Genomic DNA, 6,000 nt, shown 5'->3' with positions numbered 1-6,000 from the left:
TTAATATGAAAAATATTATCGAGTGGATTCTTTTTGCCCAAAGCGTATGTAAAACCCGCGATTTACCACTGTATCGTCTAGAATTCACACACCGTCAGAAACGATTGCGGTATTTCCCTACCGATTCCCGGACAGCCAGCTCCGGCGTCAACGTCAAAACATTCGGCGGAGAGTCAGGATCCGTCATTCGATACAGCAGGGTGTCGATAGCCAGCTCGCCCAATTCATCCTTCGGTTGCTGAATGGTCGTTAAAGGCGGAGAGAGATAGCGCGCCAGCTCTATATCGTCGTACCCCATCACCGCCACATCTTCAGGAATAGACAATCCGGCCTGATGCAACGCGCGGTAAACGCCCACCGCCATCGCATCGTTACAGGCAAAGACCGCTTCAGGCGGCAATTCTAGCCTCAGTAACTGCTGCATTGCTTGATAACCAGAAGCAAATTCGAAATCGCCGGAGACTTCATAGAAAGAAGGACGGGGCAGTCCCGCATCGTCCATCGCTTTACGGTAACCCTCCAGACGATTATGCGCCGTGGTTTTATCCAGCGGCCCGGTAATGCAGGCGATACGACGATAGCCTTGCGTTATCAGGTATCGCGTTGCGATCTCACCGCCCTGCAGAGAATTGTCTTTAATCACCCCGCCGCAACCTTCGAAGGCGCCCAGTCCATCATAACGGTAGGTAAAGAAGGGTAGCGGCGCATGATGTCAGGAGAAAGCGCGCTGCTTTCCGAACACATTAATAGCAGACCATCCACACGCTTTTGCAACAACGTCTCCAGACTGCGACTCATGCGTTCAGGGTCGCCTTCCGTATTACACAGAATCAGACTGTAGCCACGTTCATAGCAGCTGCGCTCCACGCCGCGCACAACCTCCGCATAAAAGGGGTTGCTGCTCGCCGTCAGCAGCATACCGATCGTGCGGGTTTGATTGATTTTCAGACTCCGAGCCAACGCGGACGGTGCGTAGTTCAACTGCTTAACCGCCTGCAAGACTTTCTCGCGCACGGCTTCGCTGACAAAACGGTCGCCATTGATAACGTGGGATACCGTCGACGTGGATACGCCCGCCACTCGGGCGACATCTTTCATCGTTGCCAAAAATCACTCCTGTTCCTGCAAAAATGCCTCTATTTCATGACGCCACGGTACTGACGGCTGACCACCGCGTCGCGTTACCGCGATTGCCGCCGCCGCATGAGCGAAACGAACGGCCTCCCGCATCGGCATCTCTTCGAGCAATGCTGTCAGCAAAGCGCCGTTGAAAGTATCGCCCGCGGCGATGGTATCAACAGCCTCCACGTGAAACCCCGGGATCAGCTGCCCATGCCCCTGTTCACTCACCCACGCGCCGCGACGCCCCAAAGTAATAATCACACACCCCACACCTTTATCATGCAGCGCCTGCGCCGCGCGCTGAGCATCAGCGTCGGTTTCCACTCGAATACCGGTCAGATGCTGCGCCTCGGTTTCGTTAGGCGTCATCATATCCACCAGCGCGAGCAATTCATCTGGCAGAGGACGCGCAGGCGCGGGGTTGAGGATGACACGGGTGCCGTGTCGCCGCGCTAACTGAGCGGCGGCTATCACGGTTTCTAACGGGGATTCCAGTTGCATCAACAGCGCGGACGCCTCTGCTATCTGCTGCTGAAACCGCGCCATTACGCCAGGACTCAAGGCCGCATTCGCCCCAGCGTGAATGGCGATCATATTTTCAGCGTCATCGTTGACCCAAATCAGCGCCACACCGGTCGTCTGACCGGGGACCGCCTCCACGGCGGAGATATCGACATGGTCTTCCGCCAGCTGCTGACGAATACGCTGACCGATATCGTCGGCCCCTACGCAGGCGATAAAAGCGATATCCGCCCCACCGCGCCCGGCCGCAACGGCCTGATTAGCCCCTTTGCCGCCAAAGGCCACGTTATAATGCTTACCGATCACCGTTTCACCGGGCGAAGGGAACTGCGCCAGATTGAGAATATGATCCGCATTGATGCTGCCCAGCACCACCAGTCTTCCGGCTTTCATCGCACGCTCTCCCAATGAACACGCCGCGTTGAACCGCGGCGCATCCGTCAATACGTTATGGTTTGGTCATTAACTTCAAATCGACGGGGATCACCGCAGGTACCTGTTCGCCTTTCAGGACTTTATCCGCCGTCTGAACGCCGATGATACCAATCTGATCCGGGCGCTGAGCCACCGTTGCAGCCAGCTTGCCGCCGTTAACGGCTTTTATCCCGTCCGTCGTGCCATCAAATCCCACCACCAGCACATCATCTCTGCCCGCCGTCTGCAAAGCGCGCAACGCGCCCAGCGCCATTTCGTCGTTTTGCGCGAACACCGCTTTCACCGCAGGATGCGCCGTCAGCAGATTTTGCATGACGTTCAACCCTTTGGTGCGATCAAAATCCGCCGGCTGACTGGCCAGAATGTCGAAATGGTGCTGCTTTGCCGATGTCATGAAACCGCGACCGCGTTCGCGGGCCGCCGATGTTCCCGCCAGTCCTTCCAACTGGATGACTTTCGCGCCTTCGCCCAGCTTACCGGAGATAAAGTCTGCTGCTGCGGCTCCGCCAGCGGCGTTGTCCGACGCCACATGGCTGACGACCTTACCGCTGCTGGCAACGCGATCCAATGTAATCACCGGGATGTTGGCCTGATTGGCCATTTTGATGGCATTTCCCACCGCATCGGAGTCGGTGGGGTTAATCAGCAGCAGCCGGGCGCCGCGAACGGTCAGGTCCTGCACGTTTGATAACTCTTTCGCCGGGTTATTCTGCGAATCCAGCACAACCAGGTTATAGCCTTGTTTGTCCGCCTCTTTCTGGACGCCATCCTTCAATGAAACAAAGAAGGGATTGTTCAGCGTCGACACCACCAGTGCGATGGTCTCTTTGGCCGCAACCTGAGCGGAGAGCGTTGCGCTTAAGGCAACGGCGGAAATTAACGTCACAAGCGTTTTGATTTTCATCTTTAAGATTCCTGTTTCAATGACGGTTATTTACTGCTTTTGTTGTCTACCAGAACCGCCAGCAGAATCACGGCCGCTTTGACGATCATTTGGTAGTAAGACGATACGCCCAGCAGATTCAGCCCATTGTTCAAAAATCCAAGAATCAATGCGCCAATCAGCGTACCCATGACACGCCCTTTACCGCCCGCCAGGCTGGTACCGCCCAGAACGACGGCGGCGATGGCATCCAGCTCATAACCCGACCCCGCCGTAGGCTGAGCGGACGACAGACGAGCGACTTCAATAATACCCGCCAGCGCCGACAGCAGGCCGCACAGCGCGTAGACCGCAATTTTGACCTTATCCACGCTGATGCCGGAGAGGCGAGTCGCCGCCTCATTGCCGCCCAGTGCATAGATGTAGCGTCCGAAGCGGGTGTGATGGAGCACGTACCACGCCGCCAGAAAGACGCCCGCCATTAACCAGATAGGCGTCGGCACGCCCAGCGGACGCCCAATGCCGAACCAGCCCAACACATCCGCCGACGCGGAAAAGCCGGCATTGATCGGGCTGCCGTTGGTGTAAACCATGGTGACGCCGCGTAACAGCAACATCATGACTAACGTCGCAATAAACGCCTGTACGCGACCTTTGGCGACAATGAAGCCGGTGCCCGCGCCGATAGCCGCCCCCAACCCCAGCGCGGCGAACACTGCCACCAGCGCATTGACCTCCATCCCCACCAGCGACGCCGCCACCGCGCCGGTCAGCGCCAGCAGCGATCCCACGGATAAATCAATGCCCGAGGAGAGGATCACCAGCGTCATCCCCACCGCCATAATGGCGTTGACCGACGTCTGCTGCAGAATGTTGAACAGATTGTTCAGGGTGAAGAAGTTGGGGCTCAACGCCGACACCACCGCGATTAGGATTAGCAGCGCGATTAACGACTTTTGTTCCAACAGCCACGCTTTGCCGAAGCGGCGCTTTGCGAGGATAGTGTGAGTGCTCATTTCGGCCTTACTCCTGCTCTATGCTGTAGTGTGGTTTTCCGACGGCGGCCGCCATCAACGCTTCCTGCGTCGCTTCATCGCGGGAGAATTCGCCGCTCAGACGCCCTTCGTGCATCACGAGGATGCGGTCGCTCATCCCCAGAACTTCGGGCATTTCCGACGACACCAGAATGATGCTCAGCCCTTCCTGCTTGAACTGGTTAATCAACTGGTAGATTTCCTTTTTGGCGCCGACATCCACGCCGCGGGTCGGTTCATCAAGAATCAACACCTTCGGCCGCGTCATCAGCCGCGCGCTATCGCCACTTTTTGCTGATTGCCGCCGGAAAGTAGCCCGATGGGCTGATCCATGGAGGGCGTACGAATATGAAACAGGCGGATAAAGTCGCTCACGGCCTGCGCTTCCTCACCGTGTTTCAGCGTTCCGTTGGTATGGCTGAAATAACGTAGCGCCGTCAGAGACATGTTTTCCTTTACCGACATGCCGAGCACCAGCCCGTCGCGCTTGCGGTCCTCGGAGATATAAACGATGCCGTTCGCCAAACCGTCTTGCGGTGAACGCGTCACGACATCCCGGCCATCCAGCGTTACCGTGCCGCCTGTACGGGGCAACGCGCCGTAGAGGATTTTCATCAACTCTGTGCGACCCGCGCCCATCAGACCGGAAACGCCGAGAATCTCACCCTTGCGCAAGGTAAAGCTGACCGGCTCTACGCCCGGCCCGGAGACCCGATCGACGCGCATCCGAACTGCCCCCGGCGCCTGAGCGAGGCGAGGATATTGATCTTCGAGCTTGCGACCCACCATCATCTCGATCAGCCGCTCTTCCTGCAGATCGCCAATCGGAAGCTCGCCGATAAACTGCCCGTCGCGCATTACCGTGACATCGTCGCACACCTCAAAAATCTCTTTCAGGCGATGAGAGATGTAGACCAGCCCGCAGCCTTGCGCCTTCAACTCGCCGATGACGCTGAATAAAGAGGCGGTTTCGGTATCGGTCAACGCGTCCGTGGGCTCATCCATGACGATGACCTTCGACTCAAAACTGAGCACCTTGGCGATTTCCACCATTTGCTGATCGCCAATCGACAGCTCTCCTACCGGTCGACGGCTGTCATAACGCAGGTTTAACCGCTGCAGCAGGCGATCCGCTTCGGCATACATGCGTTTCCAGTCGATGCGGCCGAGCGGCGTCGTAAATTCTCGTCCCAGGAAGATATTTTCTGCGATGGTCAGCTGCGGGATCAGATTCAGCTCCTGATGGATGATGCCGATCCCCGCTTCCTGCGACGCCTTGGGTCCGCTAAAGGCGACGTCTTCGCCGAGAAAATGCAGGCTCCCGGCGTCTTTGCGATAGATCCCGGTCAACACTTTCATCAGAGTGGATTTACCCGCGCCGTTCTCGCCCACCAGCGCCATGACTTTGCCCGGATAGACGTTCAACCCCGCGCCGGATAGCGCTTTGACGCCCGGAAAGGATTTGGTAATGCCGTGCAGTTGCAGTAAAGGTTGCATAGCGGCCTCAGAAAGTGACGCCCGCGCACAGGATGACGTTCGCATAGGGGGAGCACTCCCCACTGCGGATCACGGCCCGGCATTGTGCGCTTTGCTGTTTGAAGGCGTCATGGGTGACGTAATGCAGCGAAATCGTGTTTCCCTGACGTTGTTCAAGCTGCAGCAAATGCTGCAACAACGCATCGTGGATGCGGGGATTGTTTTCGACGATCTCGTTGGCCAGAATAGCCGCTTCCACCTGCATTTCCGCCGTCGCCGTCTCCACCACCTGCATAAACTCGGGCACGTTGTGAGTGAGCGCCAGATCGATGCGTAGGGTCGTCTCCGCCACCGGCAGTCCGGCATCCGCGATCGCAATGCTGTCGGTATGCCCCAGACGGGCTATCACCTCGGAGATCGCGGTATTCAGCAGCACACCTTTTTTCATCATTCCCCCTGAGCGAAACGTTTCGCGTGCCGGAATAATGAGCAAACGGCGGTGGGAAGACAATCAAGATGTAGCCGAAA

Annotated in this window: 4 protein-coding genes and 2 pseudogenes; all 6 read right to left on the bottom strand. The window is 57.3% G+C overall.

From position 1 onward, the window contains the following. Nucleotides 1-94 precede the first annotated feature (94 nt). Nucleotides 95-1,107: pseudogene (gene rbsR, locus AU509_RS06610) on the bottom strand (ribose operon transcriptional repressor RbsR). Nucleotides 1,108-1,110: 3 nt separating this feature from the next. Beyond that, entirely contained in the window at nucleotides 1,111-2,037 is a 927-nt protein-coding gene (gene rbsK, locus AU509_RS06605; protein ID WP_094117955.1) for a ribokinase, read from the bottom strand. 55 nt (nucleotides 2,038-2,092) lie between these two features. Then, complete coding sequence (gene rbsB / locus AU509_RS06600) at nucleotides 2,093-2,983, bottom strand: ribose ABC transporter substrate-binding protein RbsB (RefSeq protein ID WP_085650595.1); 891 nt, start codon at nucleotides 2,981-2,983, stop codon at nucleotides 2,093-2,095. A gap of 26 nt (nucleotides 2,984-3,009) precedes the next feature. Beyond that, entirely contained in the window at nucleotides 3,010-3,978 is a 969-nt protein-coding gene (gene rbsC / locus AU509_RS06595; RefSeq protein ID WP_094117954.1) for a ribose ABC transporter permease, read from the bottom strand. Between the two features lie 7 nt (nucleotides 3,979-3,985). After that, nucleotides 3,986-5,493: pseudogene (gene rbsA / locus AU509_RS06590) on the bottom strand (ribose ABC transporter ATP-binding protein RbsA). A gap of 7 nt (nucleotides 5,494-5,500) precedes the next feature. Then, nucleotides 5,501-5,920, bottom strand: coding sequence for a D-ribose pyranase (gene rbsD, locus AU509_RS06585; protein ID WP_094117953.1), 420 nt, complete (start codon nucleotides 5,918-5,920; stop codon nucleotides 5,501-5,503). Nucleotides 5,921-6,000 lie beyond the last annotated feature (80 nt).

The sequence above is a fragment of the Lonsdalea britannica genome (assembly GCF_002111595.1).
GTDB lineage: Bacteria > Pseudomonadota > Gammaproteobacteria > Enterobacterales > Enterobacteriaceae > Lonsdalea > Lonsdalea britannica.
The sequence above is the reverse complement of the archived record's forward strand: the minus strand, read 5'-3'. Positions and strand labels throughout refer to the sequence as shown.

Coding starts and splice junctions, on each gene's coding strand:
- rbsD (WP_094117953.1), bottom strand. CDS start 5,920: ATGAAAAAAGGTGTGCTGCTGAATACCGCGATCTCCGAGGTGATAGCC.
- rbsC (WP_094117954.1), bottom strand. CDS start 3,978: ATGAGCACTCACACTATCCTCGCAAAGCGCCGCTTCGGCAAAGCGTGG.
- rbsK (WP_094117955.1), bottom strand. CDS start 2,037: ATGAAAGCCGGAAGACTGGTGGTGCTGGGCAGCATCAATGCGGATCAT.
- rbsB (WP_085650595.1), bottom strand. CDS start 2,983: ATGAAAATCAAAACGCTTGTGACGTTAATTTCCGCCGTTGCCTTAAGC.